The following is a 26,229-nucleotide window of genomic DNA, read 5'->3' as shown; positions in this document are numbered from 1 at the left end:
ATGGCAAAAAACTCCCATGACGGCGACGTCGCTTTCGTAAAAGCGTTGGCCGAAGTATTAAAAACTAACGACCTCACCGAGCTTGAGGTGATGCGCGAGTACGGCGAAGATGACAGCCTAAACGTTCGCGTCTCCAAGCAAGTTAATGTTGTACAACAAGCGGTTGCGGCCGCTCCTGCACCTATAGCCGCCGCAGCTCCGGCCGCCGCACCTGCCGCCGCCGCAGCGCCCGCCGCTGACAATGACGATCCCGCCCAACACCCAGGTGCCGTGACATCACCAATGGTCGGCACCTGCTACTTGCAAGCCGAGCCAAACACCCCTGCATTTGCCGCCGTCGGCGATAAGGTGACCGAGGGCCAAACCTTGCTGATCATCGAAGCCATGAAAACTATGAACCACATCCCTGCACCGAAATCCGGCACCGTGAAACGCGTGTTGGTCGAGGATGGCACACCAGTGGAATTCGGCGCGCCGCTGATGATCGTGGAGTAAATCTCCATGTTTAACAAAATTCTGATCGCCAACCGCGGCGAAATCGCACTGCGCGTCATCCGCGCGGCGCGTGAAATGGGCATCCAATCGGTTGCCGTTCACTCCACCGCCGATAGCGACGCGATGCATGTGCGCATGGCCGACGAGGCGGTCTGCATCGGGCCGCCTTCCGGCACCGAAAGCTACCTGTCGATCCCCGCGATTATTTCCGCGTGCGAGATCACTGGTGCGGAAGCAATCCACCCCGGCTACGGCTTCTTGTCCGAGAACGCAGGTTTCGTGCAGGTCATTGAAGACCACGGCCTGAAATTCATCGGCCCAACGGCTGACCACATCCGTGTCATGGGCGACAAAATCACCGCCATCGAGACCATGAAGAAGCTTGGCGTGCCTTGCGTTCCCGGCTCCGGCGGCGGCGTACATTCTGTTGAAGATGCCATGCGCATCGGCGAAGAAATCGGCTATCCGGTGATCATCAAAGCCACAGCTGGCGGCGGCGGTAAGGGCATGAAGGTTGCCCAATCCGCTGATGAGATGAAAAGCGCGTTCCAAACTGCGCGCGCCGAGGGCAAAGCCAACTTCGGCAACGACGAAGTCTACATCGAGAAATACCTGACCACGCCACGCCATATTGAGATACAGGTGTTTGGCGACGGCAAAGGCCGCGCGGTTCACTTGGGCGAGCGCGACTGCTCCTTGCAGCGCCGCCACCAAAAGGTGTTTGAGGAGGCCCCTGGCCCTGCAATCGACGCTGAAACCCGTGCGCGAATAGGTAAGGTTTGCGCCGACGCGGTTGCCAACATTGACTATGCTGGCGCTGGCACGATCGAGTTTTTGTATGAAAACGGCGAGTTCTACTTCATCGAAATGAACACCCGCCTACAGGTGGAACACCCTGTGACCGAGGCCATCTTCGGCGTAGATTTGGTGCGCGAGCAAATCAGGGTTGCCGCTGGCGAGGACATGTCCTTCCAGCAAGAGGACCTAGAGGTGAACGGCCACGCGATTGAGGTTCGGATCAACGCTGAAAAGCTGCCTAACTTCAGCCCCTGCCCCGGAAAAATCACGCAATATCATACTCCTGGCGGTCTTGGCGTTCGGATGGACTCGGCGCTTTATGCCGGCTATTCGATCCCTCCCTATTACGACAGCTTGATTGGGAAATTGATCGTTCACGCCCCTGATCGCCCTGCGGCTTTGGCCCGGTTGCACCGTGCGTTGGGAGAGCTGATCGTTGACGGTATCGACACCACCACGCCTCTCTTCCACGCGCTTTTGGCTGAGGAAGACGTCCAAACCGGTAACTACAACATCCACTGGTTGGAACATTGGCTAGAGCAAAACACATAATCGGGAGTTGCGCGTTAAGCGCAGCCCTGCTTTTCTTGCCCCATGGCCAAAGATGAAACTGCTCTTGAGCTGACACCGGACTTAATCCTGAACGCATATGCGCAAGGGATTTTTCCGATGGCCGAAAGCCGCGACGATGACAGTCTGTTTTGGCTTGATCCGCAACTGCGCGGCGTGATGCCTTTGGATCAGTTTCACATTTCAAAGTCCTTGCGCAAAACAATCCGGCGCGAGCCCTACCAAATCAAAATAGACACCGACTTCGCAGGTGTCATTGAAGGTTGCGCTGACCGCGAAGAGACGTGGATAAACACGCAAATATTCAGCATTTACATGGACTTATTCCAAGCAGGTTATGCCCACTCGGTTGAAGTTTGGGAGGGGGATGATCTTGTGGGCGGCGCTTATGGGGTGTCGCTGATGGGTGCATTCTTCGGGGAATCCATGTTCTCGCGCCGTACAGATACCTCAAAAATCGCCATGGCCTATCTGGTTTCTAGGCTGAAAACCGGCGGATACACCCTGCTCGACACCCAATTCCTGACCCCACATTTGGCGTCGATGGGCGGGATCGAAATCCCTCGCGCTAGTTACCGCCGAGCCCTGCGGGCCGCTCTAGAGGTCGAGGCGAACTTTCACCGGCAACCACAGACGGTGTCCGGTCATCAAGTTTGCATCTGATCGCCCAGACGTCATAGCGCGGGTGATCCATTGCATTCAGCGCCGGACTAGAGGCGACCATCCACCCCTCAAACGCTGAATTATGAGTGTTGCTATCTATGATAGACAGTTGAACGAAAGCGTCGCCGTTCGGGTTTCCTTTGGGGTAGCGGCAATCGCCCATAGTGATCTGCAGCGGGCCGAATTGCGTCGTCTCCCCAGAGGTTAGGATGATATCGACGCTCGCCCCTGCCAGTTTGTCCAAACCGCGCATAACAGCCTGCGCAGCACTAGATGCTGACGAGCGCGTCTCTGATTCCACAGGTCCATTTCCCAGACTAATGACTGTGTTGTTGCCTTCAATCGTGGTTTGCGCAAACAAAGGCTGAGCCAACATTAGAAAAGTCGCGACATAGCGCTTCATTCGTCGCCATCTCCGGCCACAAACTTCATCAGCAGCGTAATTAAGGAGACAGAGCTTTGCGTGTCTTCAATCTCGCCACCGGCTTCCAAGTTGAACGGCGAGCCGCCTGGGATAACTTCGACAAAATTCCCGCCCAAAAGCCCTTCGGAGCTGATGGAGATTGCGCTGTCGTCGGGGATCTCGATGTCGTTCTTCATAGTGAAAGTTGCATCGGCGCGGAAGGTTTGTGGATTTAGCGACAAGTCCGTCACCGTGCCAACCTTCACGCCTGCCATCCGCACATCGGTGCCAATTTTCACGCCCTCAGCCGAGCGAAAGCTCGCGGCCAAAGGGTAGGAATCCCCACCCGTAGAGAAGGAAGTCGCCCCCATCGCGAAGACGAGAAATCCCACCGCTACAGCCAAAACACCTGTTCCGACGATTACTTCTGTTGTGTTTTCAGACATTTGTGCCCCCGCAAGCATTGTGCCTTATTCAGGCGTCCAAGCTTCGTAGTCTTGATGTGCTTGTGGTTTCGCCTGACGCAACGACCCTTGTGGCGCATAAGCCATCGCAGTCCCTGTCAGGTTCGGCTGATGCGGCTTTTCCCAAGATTTATGCGCAATCGGCGCATCGGTCGGTGGCTCGTCCCAAGTGTGGTGCAGCCAGCCATGCCAATCGGGGCTCACGCGGGAGGCCTCGGCCTCGCCGTTATAGATCACCCAACGCCGTTTGCCGTCGGCCGTTTTGTAAAACGTGTTGCCCGCATCATCCTCGCCAACTTTCACACCTTTGCGCCATGTGAATAGCTGCGTGTTCAATGTCTGGCCGTTCCACCAAGTGACGGCGCGAAGAAGAGTGTTGAGAATGCCCATGTCGGCCTCCGAAATTCATCTTGCGTTATATGGACCATCATGCGGCAACAGTCCAGTGTGGCGCGCCCTCTACGGGCTTGGTTTATAGGCCGTAACTTCAATCTCGATACGGTATTTAGGGTCAATCAACCCACACTCGATCATAGTCGCGGCAGGTGGATTGTCGCCAAAGGCTGCGCGTAATGCGGGCCAGCACGCCTCAAACTCGGCGGCGGCGGGCAGCATATAACTGACCCGTACGACGTCCGCAAAACCAGCGCCGGCTTCACGCAGTGCATTCTCGATGATCGTCAGGGCAGATGCGCATTGCGCCGCCGCCCCCAAAGCTGGCTCACCAGTATCCGTCTCAGGGGCTGCAACAGTTCCCGCAACATGGATCCAATCGCCTGCGACAACAGCGCGGCAATACCCGACTTTTGGTTCAAATGCACCGCCTGAGGAAATCCGGCGAATGGCCATTAGCTTGCTTCGGCCTCAGCCTTCTCTTTTGCTTCACCGTAGATGATCAACGGCTTGGCGGAACGGCCAACGGCATCTTCGTTCACGACAACTTCGTCGACGTTTTCAAGCGCTGGCAGCTCAAACATGGTGTCGAGCAGGATATCTTCCAGAATTGAGCGCAAACCACGTGCACCTGTTTTCCGCTCAATCGCGCGTTTTGCAATCGCGAGCAAAGCATCCTCGGTGAAGGTCAGCTTGGCATCTTCCAACTCAAACAGGCGTTGGTATTGCTTAACCAATGCGTTCTTAGGTTCGCTGAGAATGGTAACAAGCGCGTCTTCGTCGAGGTCTTCCAAAGTCGCGATAACCGGCAAACGGCCCACGAATTCAGGGATCAGGCCGAATTTCAGCAGATCTTCAGGCTCGAGATCTTTGAACAGCTCGCCCACGCCTTTGTCATTCTCTTCGCGAACATCCGCGCCAAAGCCCATCGCGGACCCCTTGCCGCGTTGCGCGATGATCTTGTCCAGCCCGGCAAATGCACCGCCGCATACAAACAGGATGTTCGTCGTGTCCACCTGCAGGAATTCCTGCTGCGGATGCTTACGACCACCTTGCGGTGGCACGGAGGCAACTGTGCCTTCCATGATTTTCAGCAAAGCCTGCTGCACACCCTCACCCGACACGTCGCGGGTAATCGAAGGGTTGTCGGACTTACGGGTAATTTTATCAACTTCATCAATGTAGACGATGCCGCGCTGCGCGCGCTCTACATTGTATTCAGACGCCTGAAGCAGCTTGAGGATGATGTTTTCAACATCTTCGCCCACGTAACCGGCTTCGGTCAGAGTTGTTGCATCGGCCATGGTAAACGGCACGTCAAGGATACGGGCCAGCGTTTGCGCCAGCAGTGTTTTACCGCAGCCCGTTGGGCCGATTAGCATGATGTTGGATTTCGCCAGCTCGATATCGCCGGACTTACCCGCGTGATTCAAACGTTTGTAGTGGTTGTGAACTGCCACCGACAGCACGCGCTTGGCGTGGCTTTGTCCAATGACGTAGTCGTCCAGAACTTCGCAAATCTCTTGTGGCGTTGGAACACCGTCGGCCGCTTTTAGGCCAGCCGTCTTAGTTTCCTCACGAATGATGTCCATGCACAACTCGACGCATTCATCGCAGATGAAGACTGTCGGGCCCGCAATCAGCTTGCGTACCTCATGTTGGGACTTGCCGCAAAACGAACAATAGAGGGTGTTTTTACCGTCACCAGAGTTGTTTGCCATTGAGCCACCTATTCCTGAATTACGCGCATCGATGTTGGAACGTATAAATTCGTTTCCGCCTGTGGCTCCAAGTTAGGCCAGCAACAAGGGAGGTACAACGCCAAAAACGAATATGTTACGCCCCGCATCCCAATGGGAAACGAGGCGTTTAATTTAGTTACTTGTCGTCGTCGTCTTTGCTGCGATTCTCAACGATTTCATCGATGTGACCCCAGTCCTTGGCCTCTTCAGGCGACATGAAATTATCGCGATCCAGCGCCTTTTCGACGGACTTCTTCGTTTGACCAGTGTGTTTCACGTAGATGTCGTACAAACGGTCTTTCAGTTTTTGCGTCTCGGCAGCGTGAATCATGATGTCCGACGCTTGACCTTGGTAACCGCCCGACGGCTGGTGAACCATGATCCGCGAGTTCGGCAAGGAGAAACGCATGCCTTTTTCCCCGCCAGCCAACAACACAGACCCCATGGAGGCCGCCTGCCCGATGCACAGCGTCGACACCTTCGGTTTGATGTATTGCATGGTGTCGTAGATCGACAGACCGGACGTCACCACACCACCAGGTGAGTTGATATAGATGCTGATTTCCTTGGAGGGGTTTTCCGCCTCAAGGTGCAACAATTGAGCAACCACCAGATGGGACATGCCATCGTGGATTGGACCGTTGATAAAAATGATCCGCTCCTTCAACAGGCGCGAGAAAATGTCATACGCCCGTTCGCCGCGGCTGGTCTGTTCAACCACCATCGGAACGAGGTTCATATAGGTTTCGACTGGATCGTGCATACCTGCCTGCCTTCTGCTTTTGAGCGCTTCGTAATGCGTAAATGTGAACGCAAGGTTAGTGTCGGACAAAAACGGGTGCAAGCGCATCTCGACGTCTTCGTGCCTACAGATGACTTGGGTGCTATAATTCCGGGTTCAAGGCACGGGGTGTTCATCAACCTTTCCGCGAGTTAACCATGAAACAAGGATGCTTATTCTTGATGTGAACCTTGACACATTCCAATGGTTACGGCTCTCTCACGTTGCTCACCAATCTCGACTGCAGCATAAAGGCTCTCGACGCCAAGTGGGTTATGACCACCTCAACTTTGGCAACTAAAGCGCTGCAAAAAAACGGAAAATCTATGTCAACGACAGCCCCCTTACGTAAAGAAGCTTTGCAATTGTTTGACGTGGCAATATCCGCAGCCGACCCCGCCCGCGCGGTTGAGCGCGCGTTGCACGGCACATCGCTAAGCGCGGACGGGACCCTTTATCTGATCGCAGTGGGCAAGGCCGCCGTCCCTATGATGCGCGCCGCGTTAACATTCGTGAATCCCGACACAACGATCGAAACCATTGCGGTCACCAACCCCGAAAATGCGGCCCCCATCAAAGGTTGCCGCGTTTTGCAGGCCAATCATCCTGTTCCCGACAGCGCAGGCGAGGCCGCCGCCCTAGAGGTTGAGGCCTTGCTTCGCCAAACCACCCCACAAGATCGCGTTGTTGCGCTCATATCGGGTGGCGGGTCGGCCCTGCTGCCTGCCCCCGCGCAAGGGATAACCTTGGACGACAAGGCGCGTGTTAACAAAGTGTTGCTTGGCTCTGGGTTGGATATCAACGACATGAACCACATCCGCCAACAGCTTTCTCGCCTAAAGGGCGGCGGATTATTGCGCGCGGCAGCCCCTGCGCCGGTCACGGCCTACATGATTTCCGACGTTGTGGGCGATGATCTGCGCGCCATCGCCTCTGGTCCGACCGTGGCCCCTATTGGCAACCGCGCCAGCGCTAAGGCCTTGTTGGAAAGTGCAAATATTTGGGACGACATGCCAGACAGCGTCCAAACCCTGCTCACCTCGCCAGAGCCACAGGCGCAGGAGTTGCCCAAGGCGCAGAACCACCTGATCGCGTCCAACCGCCAAAGCTTGGACGCCATGCGCGCCGCCTGCCCCGAGGCGCAGATCATCAGTGACCGACTGGAAGGAAACGTCGCTGACGTCGCCCCCCAACTGGCCGAGGTTTTCCGCGCGTTACCGCAAGACGGCCCCGCTGTGTTGCTGTTTGGCGGAGAGACGACAGTGACCCTAACAGGGAGCGGCAAAGGTGGCCGAAATCAAGACCTTGCCCTGCGAATGGCGCTACAAGGCATCGAGGGGGATTGGGTGTTTCTGTCGGGCGGCACAGACGGGCGGGATGGCCCAACGGATGCGGCAGGCGGCATTGTGGATATGGGGTCAATGACCCGCATGAGAGCTGCGGGCCTTGATGCGGAGGCATTGCTTGCAAACAACGACGCCTACAACGCGCTGAGTGGCTCTGGGGATTTAGTGATGACCGGTGGCACGGGCACGAATGTGGCCGACGTGCAGATATTTATTCGGCGGTAAACGCGAGCCCTAAGGCTCGCGGAAGGCTTCGCGGGATTTGTACAGCGGCTTCGTCAGGTACTGCAGGATCGTCTTTTCGCCGGTGTGCAATTCGACCTGAGCCAGCATACCAGGGCGAATTTCGACCGACTTTTGGCGCTGTGACAGCTTGTCTGTATCAACCGACAGCAGCACTTTGTAGTGCGGGTCGCCATCGGCCACCCGCTCGTCCTTGAACGTATCCGCCGAGATCACCTGAACCTTGCCCTCAAGCGTGCCGTAAATGGTGTAGTCATAGGCGGACAGCTTCACGGTCGCGTTCTGGCCGGGGCGCAGGCTGGCAATGTCCTTGGGCTTTACTTTAGCCTCAACGAACAGCTCCTCCCCCATTGGGATGATTTGGAAAATTTCTTCGCCGGGGCGCACAACGCCGCCGATGGTCGAGATCGCCACGTTGTTCACGATGCCGCGCATGGGCGAGCGGATCACCGTCCGTGCCAATTGGTCTTTGCTCAGTTTCATGTTCTGGCGCAACGTCGCCAGCTCTTTGAGCGTGTCGGAGTATTCGGAGGCGCGTTCCAACTCGGCCCTCGAGACGATCTCTTTGTATTTCGCTTCCGCATCCGTGTTGGTTTTGCGCGCATTGCTGGCCTCGACCAAGGACACGATATTCTGTTGCAGCAAATCTTCCATCAAGAGCGACTCGCGGCGGGTCTCTTTGAGAATCGCGCGGGCGCCGTCTGTGCGGCCTTCGTAGTCGGTTTGGCGCGCATTCAGCAGCGCACGTTCGGAGGCCACGATCTCGGGCTGGCGGCGTTCCAGATCACCCTCAACGTAGAAATCAAACTGGCCAGCAAGCTCTGCCTCTAGGCGCATGCGGCGAATGTCCAGCGCATCGATCTGGTCTTGCAAATCATCCACCGAGGTTTGGAAGTTGGTCACCGACAGGCGGGCCAAGATGTCACCGGGGTTCACCGTGTCGCCTTCAGAGACCAGTAGCTCCGACAGGATACCGCCTTCAAAGTTTTGAATAATTTGCGGGCGTGAGGAAGACACGAACTCCCCGTCCGAGCGCACAATCTCGTCCACCCAAGCAAAGGACGCCCATGCGATGAAAGCTAAAACTGTCAGGCCGATGATGCGGATCACCCAAGATGGTCCACGCAGGTCCTCGTCAAATGCTGCGTCGATAGTGGCCATTACTTGCCCCCTTTCGGCGTGTTGATTTGAACGCCTGCTTTTGTCTTTTTAAGGTGGTCCAAAACTTGCTGACGTGGGCCATCCACGGACAGCTTGCCGCCCTTCAGGATCATGACCCGTTCGGTCAACGCAAGGATCGGCATGCGGTGCGTCGCGATGATCGCGGTGCGCCCCTTCAGCCAAGCTTGCAAGTGGCCAACCAGCGCAGTCTCCAACGATTGGTCCAATGCTGCCGTTGGCTCGTCCAGCAACACCACGGACGGGTCCTGCAGCCACAAACGTGCCCAGCCAATGGACTGGCGTTGGCCGATCGACAGACCAGCGCCGCCATCGTGAATTGGCAGATCCAACCCTTTGGCGTGCTCGCGCACATAGCGGCCAAGCCCCGCAAAATCGAGTGCCGCCAACAGGCGGGCATCGTCGCGCTCTAGGCCCGACAGGTTCAGGTTTTCGCGCAAAGAACCTGCAAAAAGACGAACCTCTTGGCTAAGATACCCAACACCACGGCGCAGGTCCTTGGGGTGGATTTGTCCCATATCGATACCGTCGATCAACACGCGGCCTGTGTCGGGTGCGTAAAGGCCTGACAGCAGTTTAATCAGTGTCGACTTGCCCGAGCCATTCGCACCAAGGATTGCCACATGTTGCCCCGCTGGGATGGCCATGCCACCCAGATCAAGCACAGGTACCGCGTCTTCGTCGTAGCGGTGAACCACGTCGCGCAGCTCAAAGCGGCCCGTGATCCGTTCGCGGCGCAGGTAGCTGCGCTCCGCGTCATAATCTTGCGGGCTTTCCACGACGGCATCCAGTGCCACAAGTGCGGTCTTCACGTTGGACCAACGCGCCATAGTCGCGGCCAGTTGTGTCAGTGGTGCCAAAGTCCGCGAGGTCAAAATGCCCACGGCAATGATCGAGCCGACGGTGAATTCCCCTGCGAACACAAGGAAGGTCCCCAAAACGACTGCCCCAACATATGTTGCTTGCTGAACCCCTTGCGACCAGAAGGTCAGCGCGGAGGACAGGCGGCGTTGCTCAGAAGATTTCAATGCGGACAGCGCGTTCAGCTCGCTCCACAGACGGGCGAAACGCTCTTCGCCACGGTGGGACTTGACTGTGTCGGCCTCGTAGATGGCCTCATGCAGCAAACGGTTGGCCTTGACGGACGCGCCTTGCGTCTCCTCGGTCAATTTCATCATGCGTTTTTGCAAGAAGAACCCCGGCAGAACCATCAAGATGCCGCCCAAGACCAAAACCCAAACCACATTGCCCGCGATGGAGCCAACAAGCAGCAAAAACAAGAAGATAAACGGCACATCGGTCAAAGAGCCGATGGTAGATGCCGTGAAGAACTCGCGGATGGACGAGAATTCGCGCATCGCAGAGAACGTCCCCGACGGCGTAGCACCCGGAGTGCCTGCGCGCATGCCCAAAAGGCGGCTCATCAGCGTTTGTTGGACCGACAATTCGATCTTGCGACCTGCCCCATCCATCATGCGTGCGCGGGCAATTTTCAAGAATGCCTCAAGCGTCAGCGCGCCCATGGCACCAATTGCCAGAACCCAAAGGGTGGCGTGGGATTGATGCGGGATTACACGGTCATAAACTTGCAAAGAAAACAGAGCCACGGCCACAGCCAGAATATTGGCGACGAAGGAGCCCGCAGTAATCTCAATCAGGTGACGTTTGTATTTTGGGAACTCGCCCCAGAACCAATGGGTTGGCTTCGCCTCAAGGCGGTGCTTCTCCTCAACTTGGCGCATCGAGCTTTCAGCCTTCAGCACCTTGCCGGAAAACACTTTAGCAAACTCAGCCAAAGGCACTTCAGTGCGGCGGTCACCAATGGTGTCGTCAAAAATCGTCAGGGTTTGGTCATGTTGCTCCAGCACCAAAACCAGCTGGCCGGTTTTCATCTCAACAAGTGCGGGCCACAGGTCGTTGCGCAGGCGCACTTCGCGCACCGAGCAGACCAAGCCCAAAGACTTCATCACACGCGCCAGCAACTCTGGCGACACACCGCCCTTGTCTAAGGGCTGCTCAATTGCGGCGTCCAGAATGTCGGACGGCTGCAAATCAACACCAAGCAAGCCCGCATAGACGGACACCAAGTCAGCGCGACTGCGCAACTTCTTGGAGAACCGTCCAGCTTTTTCGGGCTCTCTTGGCATTGGGACGCGCAGGCCGGGATCGTTGGCGACTGACGTCGGGGTCTCAACTGGTTTTAGTTTAGCAGTGTTAGATGCTTGGGCAGCTTTGGCCCGTGCCATGTCAAACGCAATGACTGGGCTGTTCATATATCCTCACCATCAACCAGTGCGCCCAAGTGGTGGGCAATCTGCAATTCTACCAGTGCGATCTGGTAGGTCAGGCCAATCTGGTCGCGCTCCGTTGCGACTTTGGTTTCATAAACGCTAACCACATCCATCACCGGACGTTGGCCTGCGCGATACTGGCGATCGAACAAAGTGAAGTTCTCATTGGCCAAGTCGAGCAAGCCCTCCCCTTGCGTATGCTGGCGCTTCAGCGAGATCAGGTTTTGCTCCAACCTGCGCATAGTGCGCGATTGATCTTCTGTGGCTTGGTCCACGCGGCGACTTGCAGCTTCTCTCGTCGCCTCGATTGCCTTCAAGCTGGCCTTCGTTCCAAAGCCGAACCTATTGGCGGCACCTGCGTTCAAACCAACGCCGGACCCGTCGCTGCCCAGAACCGCTTGCCCCGACACGCTGGGCAAGAAGCCCGCACGGTCAATACTGGCCTGCGCAATATCACGGTCCATCTCGGCTTCGGCGCGAAGGATTTGCAGCGGCCTTGCATTCTTAGCACTGGCAACAGACCCTAACCCGCGAACATCGCTCAATGATTTCAATGACATCGCGTTCAACTCTGCAATGGCGGTACGTGCCGCTTCCAGATCTGAGCTGCGTTGGTTTTCTGCTTCAGCTAGTTTCTGGTTCACGACATGTACATCAGCAGGGTTCGAGACCCCACCACGCACACGTTGCTCCATGATCCATGCAAATTCGCCCAAACGGCTGGCGGCACGGCTGCCGGATTCTGCCTGCGCACGACCACGCTCAGCGGTGATGTACAACTCTAGCGCGGTAAAGACGCGGTCATTTGTATCTTCGGCCAAGGTCACAGCCGCAACCTCAACATCAGCCTTCGCAAAGCTACGTTCTGCTTTGCGGCGCCCATTATCAAACAGCACTTGGTCAATGACCAAAGAGGCCACGAATTCACCAAGCGACGTCAAAGACAAGGACGGCCCAATCGTCGGCAACCAGTTCTTGGAAGCCGCCTCGGCGCGCAATTTGGCGGAGCGCAGCTCTGCCTCTGCCGCGCGCGAGTTTGCAGCCAGAACGGACCCCGCAACCTTGCCATAAGGCGAGCGTGCGTCAAGGACCGCTTCGCGGCGTAGCAATCCGTCAATTAGGTCAGAGCTTTCCTTGCCACCGGTCCCACCCGAGAGTGCGACCTGAGGCTCGGCCACGTCGCCGGTTAGGGTTTCGCCTAGATCAATGCTGGATGTGTTGCGCGAGACCGTATCATCCTGTGGCTTGCGCTTCAGGAAGCCAAAGATCGGCGTCGTCTCATGCGTTTCGCCCGTCTGCACGCGTTCGGCAAATCGGCCTGTCGTCTTAACGTTTTTAGTGAGAACGGGACGCTCGCCGGAGAATGCTCCGCGTGTCGCCTCATCGCCCATACAGCCCATTAAAGCTGCAGTTGTGGTGCCTGCCAACACCATGCGCAAAATCGCGCGTTTTCGTGTACCCTGTCCCATGCGGAGCCCCTTCTTGTTAATCGAGAGGTTGGAAAGGGCGTATCCTTTGCGAATACGCCCCCGCCCGCTTTTAGTAGTTTACTGTCACGGCTTGATCGATAATCAAGCTGCCGTCGTCGCCCAATGTGTAGACGTCGAAGACGCGGCCACCAATTGTTTCTGTAGCGCCCGTTTGCTGTGCGCCAGATACGTTGACCACATCGGAGCTTTCGCCGTGGATGATCAAGGAGTTGGTATCGTCCGACAGGCCCAACAGGTCTGCTTCGGACAACGTCAGCTCACTCTCTTGAACAATCGACAAGTCAATTGCGCCCACATCGAAGGATCCCAGCCCTGCGATGGAGACATCAACCGCACCAGGTGCACTGTCGTCGAGCACAACCAAAGTGGCGCTTTCATTGCCCACTGCATCCTCGGAGTTGATCACCAAGCTGGATCCATCAGGGATAAGCTCGTTGAAGGTGAAGTCCAAGCTTGCGTCACGCACACCCGCAATTGCCGGTGTCGTGTCGGTATCATATGCCACGTCCGAAATTTGGCCCGTATCGCTGACTTGGCTGATCGCAACGATTTCGTCCGATAGCTCAGTGCTGATGTTCGACACGCCAGCGCCGTTTGTGAACTCGGTGTAGGAGATCACAACCGGAGCATCTGGCACCTCGGTATCAACTGTCACCGGTGTCGAGACGCTGTCGGGGTTGCCGTTGCGGTCAATGGTGGTGACCGTCACCTCGGAGGTGTATTCGCCTTGCGGAATTTCATTTGGATCGAAGGTGATCGACCAATTCCCGTTGGCGTCGATTACAGCGGCCTGTGCAGGCAGGGTATGGAACGTCACAAGAACTTCTTGTGCACCGGGTTCGGTTGTCCCCGTCAGGGTAAAGCCGGTCCCAGCCTCCGCCGCATTAACGACACCATCGCCTGTAACAGCATTCACGCCCAGGTTTCTGACGACTGTGTCAATTTCAACCGTGCCATTCGCTACAGCCGTGTTGCCCGCAGCATCCGTAAATGTCGCTTGAACCGGAACTGTTGTCTCCACGCCCGCAGGCACATCGCTTGCAGCGAAGGAGGCAACCCAGTCACCATTGTTGTCGGTTACAACCGTGCGCGTGGCACTGCCGAACTCAACTTCAACACGGGAATTGGCTTCTGCCGTCCCTGTGACCTGAACACCATCACTGGCCTCCGCGATATTGACGACATTGTCAGTCTCGACATTCAGCGTATTCACGGAAACATTCGCGATAGTATCGACCGCGAAGGTCGAGCTAGTCGTCGCTTGGTTCCCGACCGCATCTGTCGCTACAGCGGATACATTCACGTCATATTCGCCACCCGGTAAGGTGCTTGACGGGAAGTTCGCAGACCATGTGCCATTGGAGCCCGCAACAACCGTTTGGGTTCCCAATGCTACTCCGGCATCCGTGGTCAAAGTCACCACAACTGAGGCGCCCGCTTCCGCAGTGCCGTCCAATTGTGTGCCGTTGCCGCTTTCGACAAGGTTCATCACGTTATCAGCGCCGGTGTTATTCCCGGTGATCGCTACATTCGTGACCGTGTCGATCTGCATCGTCGTGTTGTCGATATCAGTGTTGCCGTGCTCATCGACGATGGAGACAGACACATCAACGGTCTGCTCACCTGTTGGGATTTGCGATGGCTGGAACGTCACGTTCCACGTGCCATCCGCACCCACTACACCAACCGCCGTGCCACCACCTGCGACCGCAACGGTAACTGTACCGCCCGCCTCGCCTGTGCCGGACATGGTCACACCGTTCGCATGCTCAACCGCGTTGATGATGCCAGTGCCTGCGGCCTCACCGTCGATTTCGCTGATTTCAACATGGGTGATCGTGTCTACTGGGATCGTGGCAGACGTTGTCTCGGCGTTACCCGATGCATCTGTCGCCACCGCAGTTACGGTCACATCATACTCACCACCAGGCAAAGTGTTCGATGGGTACTGAACTGTCCATGTGCCGCCAGAAGACGCCGTAACAGTTTGAGTGCCCAGCGTATCGCCAGTTGGCCCCGTCAGCGTCACCACAACCGACGAGCCCGCTTGCGCGGTCCCGCTCAGCTCGGCAACCGTAGCGGCTTCATCGTTGTTATAGGTGCCATCCGCGCCTGCGTTATTGCTCGTGATCGCCACGTTTGTGATTGTATCCACAACGAAGGTCGAGCTGGATGTCGCGCTGTTGCCAGCCGCATCGGTGGCCACTGCAGTTACCGTCGCATCATACTCGCCATTTGGCAGTGTGCTTGCGGCAAACTCAGCAGACCAGTCACCTGAAGAGGTTGCGGTAACCGTTTGAGTTCCCAGAACTTCGCCATTTTCACCAGTAAGCGTAACAACAACCGACGAGCCCGCTTGTGCGGTCCCATTCATTATGGTCGCACCGCCAACTTCGGCCTCATTGTAGATGCCGTCAGCACCGGAGTTATTACCAGTAATCGCGACCTCAGCGAAGGTATCCACGATCATTTCAGCCGTTGCGGTTGCTTGGTTGCCGTAGGCGTCCGTGCTCGTCACCGTCACAGTGCTCGTGTACTCGCCAGTGCTGACCTGATCTGAGCCAAAATCAACAGCCCAGCTCCCATCCGCGTCAACTACAGCCGTTGCTGTCGCACCGTTTTCTTCGATAGTGACGACAACATTTGCCCCCACTTCACCGGTACCAGTCAGCGTCACGCCGTCGGCGTGCTCAACTGCGTTGATCACATCGCCAGTACCGGTTGCAGCACCGTCTATCGTCAACACGTCAACCGTCGTTACGGTATCAACACGAACCACATCGGTAATAGTAGTAACATTGCCCGCATCATCGGTAGCGGTAATAGTGACATCTACGTCATACTCGCCTTCAGGGACTTGAGTTGTGTCGAAAACAACTTCCCATGTGCCATCTTCGCCCACAGTCGTTTCTTGCGTCTCACCGTCGATCTCAACAACGATGTCCACACCAGCTTCGCCAGTGCCGCCAATCTCTACGCCGTCAGCGTGATCCTCGGCATCAAATACGTGATCAACGGAAACAACACCGGAGTCCAATGCAACCTCAGGCGCACCCTCATCCGTCTCATCAGTCTCATCCGTATCGCCAGCACCGCCACCGCCTCCACCGAGCAATGCAGCACCACCAACCGCAGCAGCCGCCGCAGCGGCACCTAGGCCCGAAGCCCCAACGCCACCCAAGCCCGCAAGGATCGGAGCCGCCAGCAAAGTTGGAACCTCTTCGGACGCGACCGCATCAGCCGCGATGATCGTATCGACATCTGAGCCACCCACATAATAGAGGGCATCATCAGGGCTCCATTTACCGAACACTTGCGCCTCGGCGTATTCCGCGTTGACCAAACCCTCTTGCGCGCCAGCCAGATCAACCTCGGTCAACAAGCCATCAGCACTGATGTAAAGGTCAGCGTCCGCGCTGAAGTATCCCTCGAGGCGGATCTTACGCCCATCAGTCAACGTGACGATAACTGCATCGCCCGACCGCTCGTAACCCGCCACCTGAAACCTGCGAAGGTTCAAGGAAACATCATCACCACTGTTGATAAAAATTGTATCAGCGGCTTCGGCTTCCGCCAGAACGCCACGCCTTACGTTGCCCGCACGATCACGAACTACGAACTCAATCGCTTCCATACTTACTACTCCGCCTCTACTCTCGGGCACTTTTGCGCCTCGATTTATTATCCTTAACGTAAAGCAGAAATGTTCGATTTATCCAAGGGGAAATGCCAATATATTCGCTCATTTTCTACATATTGTGGTTTTCGCCACATTTACAGCAAGATATTAATTCCAAATATTGAGCCGAAAGGCTGATTTTTGACCACCTCGGCCAAATCGGGCCCCACGCACCCTCTTCCAGCCGCTCAACTTGACCCATCTCGGTGTCGAAACATGGCAAGCTCACCATAAATGCCGCGATATTTGTCATTTCCCGCCTGCCAACCTGAAGAGGTCCAGCCAAATACGGACAAAGCCCCCCCACCATTGCGACCAAGTGCACCTTGAAGGCTTATTTTCAATCTAAAACAAGAAATTACTGGGGGAAGTTAAAGTCGCAAAACGCCCTCAACGCGAACGATATAGCGCGTCTCGCGTCAGTGTGTGGCATGAGGGCTGCCCAAGAATTGGGGGCCATATGTTGCCCCTCGCGCGACGCGAATGCCGCGCGAGGGATTTTTAATTACGCAATATCGAAGCGATCCGCGTTCATCACCTTGACCCAAGCAGCCACGAAGTCGTTCACGAACTTCTCGGCGTTGTCGTCTTGTGCGTAAACTTCCGCATAAGAGCGCAGGATCGAGTTGGAGCCAAACACCAGATCAACCCGTGTCGCCGTCCATTTGACCGCATCAGTCTTGCGGTCACGGATCTCGTACAAGCGCTTGGACACTGGCTTCCATGTGTTCCCGATGTCGGTCAGGTTCACGAAGAAGTCGTTGGTCAATGCGCCCACGCGGTCCGTGAAGACACCGTGTGCGGTGTTGTCGTGGTTGGTGCCAATGACACGCATACCGCCAACAAGAACGGTCATCTCATGCGCGCTCAGGCCCATCAGCTGCGTGCGGTCCAGCATCATTTCCTCGGCGCTTACCGCGTAGTCGGCTTTCTGCCAGTTGCGGAAGGCGTCGTGGACTGGCTCCAAAGGCTCGAAGGACGCCGCGTCAGTCGTCGCATCAGTTGCGTCGCCGCGACCTGCGCTGAACGGAACCGACACGTCGAAGCCTGCGGCTTTCGCGGCCTGCTCAACACCCAAGTTACCAGCCAGAACGATAACATCCGCGACACTTGCGCCCGTGTCCGCCGCGATGCCTTCCAGCACGCCCAGAACTTTGGCCAGACGGGTAGGCTCGTTGCCGTCCCAGTCTTTTTGCGGTGCCAAACGGATACGTGCACCGTTCGCACCACCGCGCATGTCAGAGCCACGGTAAGTGCGTGCGCTGTCCCATGCGGTTGAGACCATCTCACTCATGGACAACCCGCTTGCGGCGATCTTCGCCTTAACGGCGCTTACGTCGAAACCGGTGTCCCCCGCAGGAACCACGTCTTGCCAGATCAGGTCCTCGGAAGGCGCTTCTGGTCCGAGGTAGCGAACCTTTGGCCCCATATCGCGGTGGGTCAGCTTGAACCAAGCCCGCGCGAAGACTTCGGAGAAGTAGTCAGGGTCTTTGTAGAACTTCTCGGAGATCTCACGGTAGATCGGGTCTTTGATCATCGCCATGTCGGCGTCTGTCATGATCGGGTTGCGACGCACGGATGGGTTCGCGGAATCGACTGGCTTGTCTTCCTCCTTGATGTCCACCGGCTCCCATTGGTTCGCACCAGCAGGCGACTTGGTCAGCGCCCAATCGTAGGTGAACAGCAAGTAGAAATAGCCGTTGTCCCATTTGGTCGGGTTGGTCGTCCAAGCGCCCTCAAGGCCACTGGAGACTGTGTCGCCACCAACGCCCGTGCCGTTCGGGTTGCTCCAGCCAAGGCCCTGCTCTTCCAAGCCAGCGCCTTCAGGCTCTGCGCCAATCGCATCGGCATCGCCGTTACCGTGACATTTACCAACGGTGTGACCACCAGCCGCCAAAGCGACGGTTTCTTCGTCGTTCATCGCCATGCGGGCAAAGGTTTCACGCACCTGCTTGGCCGTAGCCAGCGGGTCAGGGTTGCCGTTCACGCCCTCTGGGTTCACGTAGATCAGGCCCATTTGGACCGCGGCCAGCGGGTTTTCCAGCGTCGACGGGTCGGAGACATCGTCGTAGCGGGTATCGCTTGGCGGCAACCATTCTTTTTCAGCGCCCCAATAGATGTCAGTCTCAGGTGCCCAGATGTCCTCGCGGCCATATGCGAAGCCGTAGGTCTTCAGCCCCATGGATTCGTAGGCGGCGTTGCCCGCCAAGATGAGCAAGTCAGCCCAGCTGATTTTGTTGCCGTATTTTTTCTTGATCGGCCACAGCAAGCGACGGGCTTTATCAAGGTTCACGTTGTCAGGCCAGGAGTTCAGCGGCGCAAAGCGCTGGTTGCCTGTGTTGCCGCCACCACGGCCATCGGCCAAACGGTAGGTCCCCGCCGCGTGCCACGCCATGCGGATCATCAAGCCACCATAGTGACCCCAGTCAGCAGGCCACCAGTCTTGGCTGTCTGTCATCAACGCATAGAGGTCTTTTTTCAGCGCGTCATGGTCAAGGGATTTCACCTCTTCGCGGTAATCGAAGTCCGCGCCCATCGGGTTTGTTTTGGTGTCATGCTGGTGCAGGATGTCCAGATTCAACGCATTTGGCCACCAATCCATGACCGAGGCTTTCAAATCCGTGTGCGATCCGTGCATCACTGGGCATCCGCCGGTTCCGCTAGCTTTGTTTCCGCTCATTTTCTTCTCCGCTTGCTGTGTTTGATCACGGTGCTTTGCCGGGAAGGTCACGAAAGAATCCCCCCGAGGCACCACGTTCTCGACGCGACATATAGCCCGCCCAATCCATAGTTAAAATTTGTATTTTCTAATCATGTCTATAATCTGTAGTTATGAATCAGATTACCCTTAAACACCTCAGATATTTCGAAGCCCTCGCCCACCATCAACACTTTGGGCGAGCGGCGGATGTCTGCGCAATCTCGCAACCGGCGCTGTCAGTGCAGATGAAAGAACTCGAGCGCATTCTAGGCGCGCCGCTGATTGAACGCGGTGCCCGCCAGATACGACTGACGCGGCTGGGGGAAGAGTTCGCCACCCGTGCGCGTGATGTTCTACGCTCGGTGGATGATCTGGGCGACCTTGCACGCGCGTCCCAAAGTGACTTGTTTGGCCCCTTTCGCATCGGCATTATCCCGACGATTGCCCCCTACCTTCTGCCCGCCTTCGTCAAATCCTTGGCTCTGCACCACCCCGATTTGGATCCGCATCCGCGCGAGGCCATCACGCAGCGCTTGATCGATGACCTTCTGGACGGGCGGCTGGATGTCGCCGTGGTCGCCTTGCCCACCTCCGAGCCAACACTCACCGAGGTGGCCCTTTTTGACGAGGACTTCGTCTTGGTTCGCCCGCAAGAAGACGCCGACAAGCCGGTCCCCAACGCCCAAAGCCTCGCCGAAATGCGACTGCTTTTGTTGGAGGAAGGACACTGCTTCCGCGATCAGGCAATTTCCTATTGCAGCCTGTCGTCTTCCGCCCCGCGCGACTTGATGGAGGCCAGCTCCCTATCAACCTTGGTGCAAATGGTGGGGGCCGGAATTGGCGTCACCTTGATCCCGGAGATGGCCACTTCGATTGAGACGCGGTCCGCATCCGTGTCCATCGCCCATCTCCCCCAACCGCAACCTTCGCGCACGATTGGCATGGTTTGGCGCAACAGCTCGCCCTTAGCGGATCACCTCACAGGCATCGCAAAGTTGTTTCGAGACATCGGCACCGCCAACAAATAAACGGCTCAGTCGTTGTCCGACACGCCTGCCCCTGCCCCCAACATCCGCGACGCCTCGGTGGCAGGCGCATAGGTGCGCTGCGCATACACATTGAGCCGCGCCCAAGTTGTGGCATCCACCTGCCTGCGATGTGCGGGTGGTTTCAGATATTCGCTGCGCCCTGTCACACGGCGGCATGACAACGCATCGGCAGAGGTCGCCCCGACCTGCCCCTTCGGGTCCCCGACCCACAGGCTATAGCCGTCAGATTGCAGACACATGTCTTGCCAAGCAACCTCAACCACAGCCCCTATTTGCAAGGCCGCCCACGCCGCGAAGGGTGCCATCAACATGGGTTGGCACACATTCGTCATCTCGATTGCGGCACCTTCAACCAGCTTTGACGCGCAATCGTTTAACGCCGCACCACTGGCCAAGGGGCAAAGCATCCCCTTAGGCGCGGCCCACGACCCCTCAAGCGACGCGGGGGCCAATTCGCGCATCTCGCGCCCGTCGATCTCATCCAACAGATTTGCCAAAGCCGTGGCCCCTGAAAATTGATGCGAGGCAAGCCAACGGACCGCCTTTCCCGCCTCCTCCGCCATGCCCCACGACAGGCCCGCACCGCGGGTCGCGCGCTTCACCAAAGCATCTATTTCATTGAGGGAATTGCTCATGCGCTGACGTCCATCGGTGGGTACGGCCAATCATCGCCCCCGTGGCTGTGCAGCTCTTCGGGGTATGGCGCGTTGCCAAACAAACAAATGCGCACCCATCGGTCAGAGCGCGGGTCAAAATGCGTGGCCCCAAAGAACGACAGCTTGCAGCGCAACATATCAATCGGCATCAGATCAGAGCCAATCGTGTTGTCGCGAATTTCGCTATAAGGTGCGCGGGCTACGATTTGGGCACGGCGCGCGGTGTGGCGATGTTCAGGATGGGCCAGCAAGAACTCCGCCAAAGTTGCATCATCGCTCCAGTCCTGTAGCGCTTGATGCAGGGCTGCGGCATCGCGCCCCGGAGCCAAAGGTTGCTCATAATCCGCAATTGGTTCTTCAAACCGTTCCCCCAAACGCGGCTCCAGCTTCTCTTCAGAGACATACCAAGCCCGCGCTGAATATTCCTTTTGCGTCCAGTCGATACTTAGCGCCCAATCGTAAGTTTGCGCCAATTGGCTTCGCAGCTCGGCGACCCTCATCGTCCCATCAATGCTAAACATCGCCGCATCACTGTCGGACATTTGCAACTCAAGGTCATCGACCAGCTCACCATATGGCTCCAGCATCAACGAGGCCAAACATTCCTGCGCATCCTGACCAAGCGCGTCTTCGGCCCAAAGGTACAGACTATCCCAAGGCTGCGAAGCACCGAAGTCATATGCATTAATGTAGCCAGATAGAGCATTCATATCATTGCGTAATAATTCCAGCTTACCAACCTGAACAGGATGCTCTGACTGCCACAAATCAACGGACAACATGGACCGGTTGAACAACTCAAGGAAGCTCGTGATATCCTTAGACTTTGCGGTCCTGATTGCCCGAACTCGTGCAATTGCCGTCTCACGAGCAGATACCCAATTGTTGATCAGCTTTGGGTGGTTCAGCAAGAACGGCGCCATGCCAAGGCCCGTTGAATTTCCGATCCCCATGCTGCGGGCGATCTTTGGGTCCAGCACTGCGGAAGTCTCGCCACCGCGCATGTTGGCCATATGCTGCACCAAGTCGCGCACGTAAGTGCGGGTCAAGAAAACAGACAGCATCTCGACCTGAAACGGGGCTGCAAATTCAGGGCGATCTGCGATCATTTCGCGATCCGCTGCCCCCAGCTTTCCAGAGCCGTAAACCGCCGTGGTCCGCATTAAGTACCCCACCTTGGCGATAGCTTCCGCCTCCGGCTGCACGCCCTTGGCCAAACAGGCCACGACCTCCTCCCACAGCCTGACCGAGCGGTTTGCCCGCGACACTGACAATTCGCGGCCCGACACCCGCCCCGCCTCTTGGAGCGGAATATTTTGGCGCAAACGCTCAATATCGTCTTCATTGGGAACCCCATCAAACAGGGTGAACGTGCTGTCCCAAGCCTGCGCGATCACACGGTCAGAGCGTTGGTTCGCGGGTAAATCATGCGCGAAAGCGATTAGGGAATAGGTGCGATCCGGCGTATGGGCACAGTAGACCGCGTGGCCCACTCCGCGTCGGTCAATCGTGAATTCAGGTCGCGAGAACTGCCACTCCTCGCGCCTCATGCGGCGGATCAAAATACGCATAAAGGACAGGCGCGACTGGTGGAACGACCCAAGCCGCGAGAGCCGCATAACGACTTCTGGCGTTCGCAACGGAACGGTCGGAATTTGCGTTTGAGACACGGCTCCTCCCGTTGGCTACATAGGCGTGAAGTTTTCAGCGTAGAAGCGATACCAATTACCACCCATAACGCCTGCGACCTCTTCTTCGTTCATACCGACAGTACGCAGACCTTTTGCGATGTTTTCAAAGTCCCGATTGTCGTTAAACCACTTGGGCATAGGCGGAAAACCGGGCGCGGCGGCTGAGCCCTCGCCGTAGTCGATTTCCTTGCTCCAGCGCCCGACGCGCATCCATTCCACGACGCTATCGGGCTGATCCTGACACAGGTCCGTCCCAATGCCTAAGCTTTGCACCCCAAACTTATCCGCCGTGCGCGCAATCATCTCGCAAAAACTGTTCAGCGTGCAGTCGGTCTTGTCTTTTAGATGATGCGGGTAGACCGAGAAGCCAAGCATCCCGCCATTTTCCGTCACCGCGCGGATGACGTCGTCCTTCTTGTTGCGCAGCGCGGGGGACCATTCATAGGGGTTTGCGTGGGTGATCGCGATGGGCCGCTGAGATAGATCCGCCGCCTCTATTGTTGACCTATCCGCCGAGTGGCTCATGTCCACCACCAAGCCGACGCGGTTCATCTCCTTGATCACCTGATTGCCCATGCGGGTGATGCCGGTGTCCACATCTTCGTAACAGCCCGTCGCGAGCAGGGATTGGTTGTTGTAGGTCAGCTGCATGAACCGCGCGCCCAAGCTGTGCACGATCTCGACCAAGCCGATGTCGTCCTCGATGGGGCTGGGGTTTTGGAAGCCAAAGAAGATCGCCGTGCGCCCCGTTTTCTTCGCCTCATCCACGTCGCGGGCCCATTGCCCCTTCATGATCAGGTCTGGGTATTGCTCGAACCATCGGTTCCACTGCTCGAAGTTCTGCACGGTTTCACGGAAATTTTCATGGTAGGCGATGGTCACATGAACCGCATCAACACCACCCTCGCGCATTTGGCGAAAAATCTTCTCGGACCAATTGGCGTACTGTAGATTGTCGATCAACATCATGCGTGGGAAACCCTATGAATTAAAGGCACTTAGCCGCTGCAAGCGCCGATGGTATTCAGTCGTATTCTGACCCTGCCCGAAAACATCAAACCTGTCCAACGCGGACTGCACCCAGCGGACTTGGATATGCGGATACTGCGCGAGGTGATTTTTCACACCGTATACAACGGCATACTGTAGACCTTTGCCGCGACTTCCGATAAGAGACGGGCAACTCAACTCAAGAGGTCCCCCTATGTCAGATATCATCTATACTAAAGTCGACGAAGCACCTGAGCTGGCGTCCGCGTCCTTCCTGCCAATCATCCAGAAATTCGCCGCTGCTGCTGGCGTCTCTGTGGGCACCAAGGACATCAGCCTTGCGGGCCGCATCTTGTCGCAATTCCCAGAGTTCCTGAAGGAAGATCAACGTCACTCCGATGATTTGGCCGAGTTGGGCCGTTTGGTAAAAACTGCCGAAGCCAACGTGATCAAGCTTCCCAACATCTCGGCCTCCGTGCCGCAGCTGGTGGCCGCGGTGAAAGAACTTCAGTCGCAAGGCTTCGCCCTGCCCAACTACCCTGAAACCCCCAGCACCGACGAAGAAAAAGCTGTGCGCGCAAAGTACGACGGCCTCAAAGGGTCCGCCGTGAACCCAGTTCTGCGCGAAGGCAACTCTGATCGCCGCGCCGCCAAAGCCGTCAAAAGCTTTGCGCAAAGCAACCCGCACCGCATGGGCGAGTGGACTGCCGACAGCAAAACCCGCGTCGCCTCCATGTCTGGCGGCGACTTCCGCTCCAACGAGGTTTCGGCCACGCTAGCAAAAGAAGCCACTGCGAAAATCGTGCTGGAAACAGCCAATGGCGAAACCGTGTTGAAAGACGCAGTAAGCTACCCTGCGGGCACCGTGGTTGACGCCACCTTCATGAGTGCCGCCGCCTTGGACGCGTTCCTCGCCGACGAGATCGAGAAGACCAAAGCCGAGGGCACATTGTTCTCGCTGCACATGAAGGCGACGATGATGAAGGTCTCTGACCCGATCATCTTTGGCCACGCGGTCAAGGTCTTCCTTGCCCCAGTCTTCGAGAAGCACGGCGCCGCCATGGCTGATCTTGGTGTGAACCCGAACTCCGGCCTTGGCGATCTGTTGTCCCGCGTCAGCGGCAACGCCGAGATCAAAGCCGACATCGACGCCTGCATCGCGGCCCGCCCGCCAATGTATATGGTCGATTCCGACAAGGGCATCACCAACCTGCACGTCCCGTCCGACGTGATCATCGACGCCTCCATGCCCGCGCTGATCCGTGCGGGCGGCAAAGGCTGGGGGCCAGACGGCAACGAAGCTGACGCGAACTGCGTAATCCCCGACGACTCCTACGCGCCGATCTACGACGAGAGCGTCAAGTTCTTCAAAGAGAACGGCAAGCTGAACCCTGCCACCGCAGGCACCGTGCAAAACATCGGCCTGATGGCGCAAAAGGCGGAAGAGTACGGCTCCCACCCGACCACATTCGAGATCGCGGAAGCTGGCACCGTTAAGATGATCCTTGATGACGGCACAGTGCTGCACAGCCACAAGGTAGAGGCTGGTGACATCTGGCGCTCCGCCTCGGCACGCAAAGCGCCGATTGAAGACTGGGTGAACCTTGCCATCTCGCGCCAAAAGGCCGAAGGCACCCGCGCCATCTTCTGGCTGGACGCCACCCGCGCCCACGATGCCGAATTGATCGCCTATGTGAAACCGATCCTTGAAGCCCAAGGCGTGGCCGACAAGTTCGAGATCATGGCCCCACGCGAAGCCACCCGTGCCTCGCTGGAGACCATCACCAAGGGCGAGAACACAATCGCCATCACCGGCAACGTTTTGCGCGACTACCTGACCGACCTGTTCCCAATTCTGGAGCTGGCGACATCGGCCAAGATGCTGTCCATCGTGAAGCTGATGAACGGCGGCGGCTTGTTTGAGACTGGCGCTGGTGGCTCTGCCCCTAAGCACGTGCAACAGCTGGTTGAAGAAAACCACCTGCGTTGGGACAGCCTTGGCGAGTTCTGCGCCTTGGGCGAAAGCCTGACGTTCCTAGCGGACGCCAAGGGCAACGAGAAAGCCCGCGTGTTGGGCGAAGCAGTGGATGCAGCCACTCAAGGCATCTTGGATAACGGCAACTCCCCATCGCGCAAAGTTGGTGAGCCTGACAACCGTGACAGCCACTACTGGTTCGCACGCTATTGGGCAGAAGCCTTGGCGGCACAATCCAGCGATGCCGATCTTGCAGCGCATTTCGCCCCAATCGCCAAAGCCCTGGTTGACGGTGAGGCCAAGATCACAGCCGAGCTGGTAAGCGCACAAGGTCCCGCAGTTGATTTGGGCGGCTACTACCACGGTGACGCTGCCAAGACCGCGGCTGTGATGCGCGCATCAGCGACTTTGAACGCCATCATCGGGTAATCCCCCGCCACATACGAAAAAAGGCCGCACATCAACTTGATGTAGCGGCCTTTTTTGCACCTCTTCATAGAGGTAAAACCGCTCTATCCAAACGAAACGAAGGCCCCACAAACATTGCAGGACCTTCGCTATGGCATCGGGAAAACGGGCAAAAGCGCGAGCTTCGACAACTGCCACAGCCTACAGCTCGACACCTGCTAT

At 57.1% G+C, this 26,229-nt stretch carries 20 protein-coding genes; 6 read left to right on the top strand and 14 right to left on the bottom strand.

Translation table 11 applies throughout. The features are described 5' to 3' along the window. The 3 genes from accB to aat are packed head-to-tail and all read left to right on the top strand — an operon-like array spanning position 1 to position 2,526. A complete protein-coding gene (accB, locus tag ABJN86_RS15085; protein ID WP_348363136.1) occupies positions 1-495 on the top strand; it encodes an acetyl-CoA carboxylase biotin carboxyl carrier protein in 495 nt (164 codons plus the stop codon). A 6-nt stretch (positions 496-501) separates the two neighbouring features. Next, positions 502-1,845 carry an acetyl-CoA carboxylase biotin carboxylase subunit gene (accC, locus tag ABJN86_RS15080; protein WP_348363137.1) on the top strand — a complete coding sequence of 448 codons (1,344 nt, stop codon included), beginning with the start codon at positions 502-504 and terminating at the stop codon, positions 1,843-1,845. Positions 1,846-1,887: 42 nt separating this feature from the next. Next, the gene (gene aat, locus ABJN86_RS15075; protein ID WP_348363139.1) at positions 1,888-2,526 is read left to right on the top strand and encodes a leucyl/phenylalanyl-tRNA--protein transferase; all 639 of its coding nucleotides are present in this window, start codon (positions 1,888-1,890) and stop codon (positions 2,524-2,526) included. On the opposite strand, the gene ABJN86_RS15070 is transcribed toward aat, so the two are convergent. From ABJN86_RS15070 to ABJN86_RS15045, 6 genes are all read right to left on the bottom strand, one after another. Then, a complete protein-coding gene (locus tag ABJN86_RS15070; protein ID WP_348432280.1) occupies positions 2,432-2,779 on the bottom strand; it encodes a DUF2155 domain-containing protein in 348 nt (115 codons plus the stop codon). The two genes, aat and ABJN86_RS15070, sit on opposite strands and share 95 nt — an antisense overlap. Before the next feature lie 146 nt (positions 2,780-2,925). Next, on the bottom strand, positions 2,926-3,375 hold the full coding sequence (gene mlaD, locus ABJN86_RS15065; protein WP_348363143.1) for an outer membrane lipid asymmetry maintenance protein MlaD: 450 nt from the start codon (positions 3,373-3,375) through the stop codon (positions 2,926-2,928). A gap of 24 nt (positions 3,376-3,399) precedes the next feature. Then, the gene (locus ABJN86_RS15060; RefSeq protein WP_348363144.1) at positions 3,400-3,783 is read right to left on the bottom strand and encodes an NADH:ubiquinone oxidoreductase subunit NDUFA12; all 384 of its coding nucleotides are present in this window, start codon (positions 3,781-3,783) and stop codon (positions 3,400-3,402) included. Positions 3,784-3,852: 69 nt separating this feature from the next. Further along, a complete protein-coding gene (locus ABJN86_RS15055; protein ID WP_348363145.1) occupies positions 3,853-4,242 on the bottom strand; it encodes a RidA family protein in 390 nt (129 codons plus the stop codon). Further along, on the bottom strand, positions 4,242-5,507 hold the full coding sequence (gene clpX / locus ABJN86_RS15050; RefSeq protein ID WP_348363147.1) for an ATP-dependent Clp protease ATP-binding subunit ClpX: 1,266 nt from the start codon (positions 5,505-5,507) through the stop codon (positions 4,242-4,244). The genes ABJN86_RS15055 and clpX overlap by 1 nt, the downstream gene beginning before the upstream one ends. 157 nt (positions 5,508-5,664) lie before the next feature. Further along, on the bottom strand, positions 5,665-6,291 hold the full coding sequence (locus tag ABJN86_RS15045) for an ATP-dependent Clp protease proteolytic subunit (protein WP_298256757.1): 627 nt from the start codon (positions 6,289-6,291) through the stop codon (positions 5,665-5,667). A 344-nt stretch (positions 6,292-6,635) separates the two neighbouring features. Between ABJN86_RS15045 and ABJN86_RS15040 the strand changes: the two genes are divergently transcribed. Then, entirely contained in the window at positions 6,636-7,880 is a 1,245-nt protein-coding gene (locus ABJN86_RS15040) for a DUF4147 domain-containing protein (RefSeq protein WP_348363149.1), read from the top strand. Between the two features lie 9 nt (positions 7,881-7,889). Here the strand turns inward: ABJN86_RS15040 and ABJN86_RS15035 are convergent, their stop codons facing one another. The 5 genes from ABJN86_RS15035 to katG all read right to left on the bottom strand — a co-directional run bounded on the left by ABJN86_RS15035 (position 7,890) and on the right by katG (position 19,217). Next, a complete protein-coding gene (locus ABJN86_RS15035; protein ID WP_348363151.1) occupies positions 7,890-9,059 on the bottom strand; it encodes an HlyD family type I secretion periplasmic adaptor subunit in 1,170 nt (389 codons plus the stop codon). Then, positions 9,059-11,224: an ATP-binding cassette domain-containing protein gene (locus tag ABJN86_RS15030; RefSeq protein WP_348363760.1), complete on the bottom strand. Its 2,166-nt coding sequence runs from the start codon at positions 11,222-11,224 to the stop codon at positions 9,059-9,061. The genes ABJN86_RS15035 and ABJN86_RS15030 overlap by 1 nt, the downstream gene beginning before the upstream one ends. 122 nt (positions 11,225-11,346) lie before the next feature. Further along, positions 11,347-12,837: a TolC family protein gene (locus ABJN86_RS15025; RefSeq protein ID WP_348363153.1), complete on the bottom strand. Its 1,491-nt coding sequence runs from the start codon at positions 12,835-12,837 to the stop codon at positions 11,347-11,349. Positions 12,838-12,907: 70 nt separating this feature from the next. After that, on the bottom strand, positions 12,908-16,492 hold the full coding sequence (locus ABJN86_RS15020; protein WP_348363155.1) for an Ig-like domain-containing protein: 3,585 nt from the start codon (positions 16,490-16,492) through the stop codon (positions 12,908-12,910). A 550-nt stretch (positions 16,493-17,042) separates the two neighbouring features. After that, positions 17,043-19,217, bottom strand: a complete 2,175-nt coding sequence (katG, locus tag ABJN86_RS15015) for a catalase/peroxidase HPI (protein ID WP_348363157.1) — start codon at positions 19,215-19,217, stop codon at positions 17,043-17,045. A 152-nt stretch (positions 19,218-19,369) separates the two neighbouring features. On the opposite strand from katG, the gene ABJN86_RS15010 reads away from it, so the two are divergent. Further along, positions 19,370-20,266 (top strand): LysR substrate-binding domain-containing protein, encoded by an 897-nt coding sequence (locus tag ABJN86_RS15010; RefSeq protein ID WP_348363158.1) that lies wholly within the window; start codon positions 19,370-19,372, stop codon positions 20,264-20,266. Between the two features lie 5 nt (positions 20,267-20,271). Here ABJN86_RS15010 and ABJN86_RS15005 read toward each other — a convergent pair whose 3' ends face one another. The 3 genes from ABJN86_RS15005 to ABJN86_RS14995 form a co-directional block, all read right to left on the bottom strand. Continuing rightward, complete coding sequence (locus ABJN86_RS15005) at positions 20,272-20,922, bottom strand: DUF3726 domain-containing protein (RefSeq protein WP_348363159.1); 651 nt, start codon at positions 20,920-20,922, stop codon at positions 20,272-20,274. Beyond that, on the bottom strand, positions 20,919-22,562 hold the full coding sequence (locus ABJN86_RS15000) for a hypothetical protein (RefSeq protein WP_348363761.1): 1,644 nt from the start codon (positions 22,560-22,562) through the stop codon (positions 20,919-20,921). Before ABJN86_RS15000 ends, ABJN86_RS15005 begins: the two co-directional genes overlap by 4 nt. 66 nt (positions 22,563-22,628) lie before the next feature. Further along, positions 22,629-23,600, bottom strand: a complete 972-nt coding sequence (locus ABJN86_RS14995; protein WP_348363763.1) for a membrane dipeptidase — start codon at positions 23,598-23,600, stop codon at positions 22,629-22,631. Between the two features lie 238 nt (positions 23,601-23,838). On the opposite strand from ABJN86_RS14995, the gene ABJN86_RS14990 reads away from it, so the two are divergent. Then, a complete protein-coding gene (locus ABJN86_RS14990) occupies positions 23,839-26,028 on the top strand; it encodes an NADP-dependent isocitrate dehydrogenase (RefSeq protein ID WP_348363161.1) in 2,190 nt (729 codons plus the stop codon). Positions 26,029-26,229: the final 201 nt, after the last annotated feature.

Source organism: Litoreibacter sp. (genome assembly GCF_039974535.1).
Classification (GTDB): domain Bacteria; phylum Pseudomonadota; class Alphaproteobacteria; order Rhodobacterales; family Rhodobacteraceae; genus Litoreibacter.
This window is presented reverse-complemented; position numbering and strand designations above follow the sequence as displayed.